The following is an 822-nucleotide window of genomic DNA, read 5'->3' as shown; positions in this document are numbered from 1 at the left end:
CCGGTTTATCCCCGCTGGCGCGGGGAACACAGGATGTGCAGTCAATTATCCACTCCCTCAAGCGGTTTATCCCCGCTGGCGCGGGGAACACTTCGAACAGCAAGACGGCTCACCGCCCTACTACGGTTTATCCCCGCTGGCGCGGGGAACACGCCTTAGTACCTGATACTTTCAGCGGCTGCGCCGGTTTATCCCCGCTGGCGCGGGGAACACCGTCAGAAGACGATTTGCCATTCAAAACCACGCGGTTTATCCCCGCTGGCGCGGGGAACACATATGCATGCCGAGTGTGGGAGATTGAGGACACGGTTTATCCCCGCTGGCGCGGGGAACACATGGTCATGCGCTGGGGATTGTTGAGGCGGGACGGTTTATCCCCGCTGGCGCGGGGAACACTGCAGATCACCATTGGCTCTGATGTTCACTACCGGTTTATCCCCGCTGGCGCGGGGAACACACTGCGGGTTACTGATCTCCCGGGTAAGCCAACGGTTTATCCCCGCTGGCGCGGGGAACACGTCATATTGCGATGTTGAGTATTCGCTATCGCCGGTTTATCCCCGCTGGCGCGGGGAACACTCAACGGGCAGAACGAGAGCGATTGATGAACCCGGTTTATCCCCGCTGGCGCGGGGAACACGAGCTCACGGCAAGGGCGCCTGAGTGTTCAACCGGTTTATCCCCGCTGGCGCGGGGAACACGTTATCAGGCAAGAGCACCTCCCGTAATGGGGCGGTTTATCCCCGCTGGCGCGGGGAACACGAGGGCGCGGCATTTCACCGGCCCCGATAATGCGGTTTATCCCCGCTGGCGCGGGGAACA

General features: G+C 61.3%; 1 CRISPR repeat array.

Annotated elements, in window-relative coordinates:
• Position 1: 1 nt before the first annotated feature.
• A CRISPR array of direct repeats spans positions 2-762; the repeat unit is 29 nt; unit sequence CGGTTTATCCCCGCTGGCGCGGGGAACAC.
• Positions 763-822: the final 60 nt, after the last annotated feature.

This window comes from Klebsiella sp. HMSC25G12 (genome assembly GCF_001807705.1).
In the GTDB taxonomy this organism is placed as follows: Bacteria; Pseudomonadota; Gammaproteobacteria; order Enterobacterales; family Enterobacteriaceae; genus Klebsiella; species Klebsiella variicola.
This window is presented reverse-complemented; position numbering and strand designations above follow the sequence as displayed.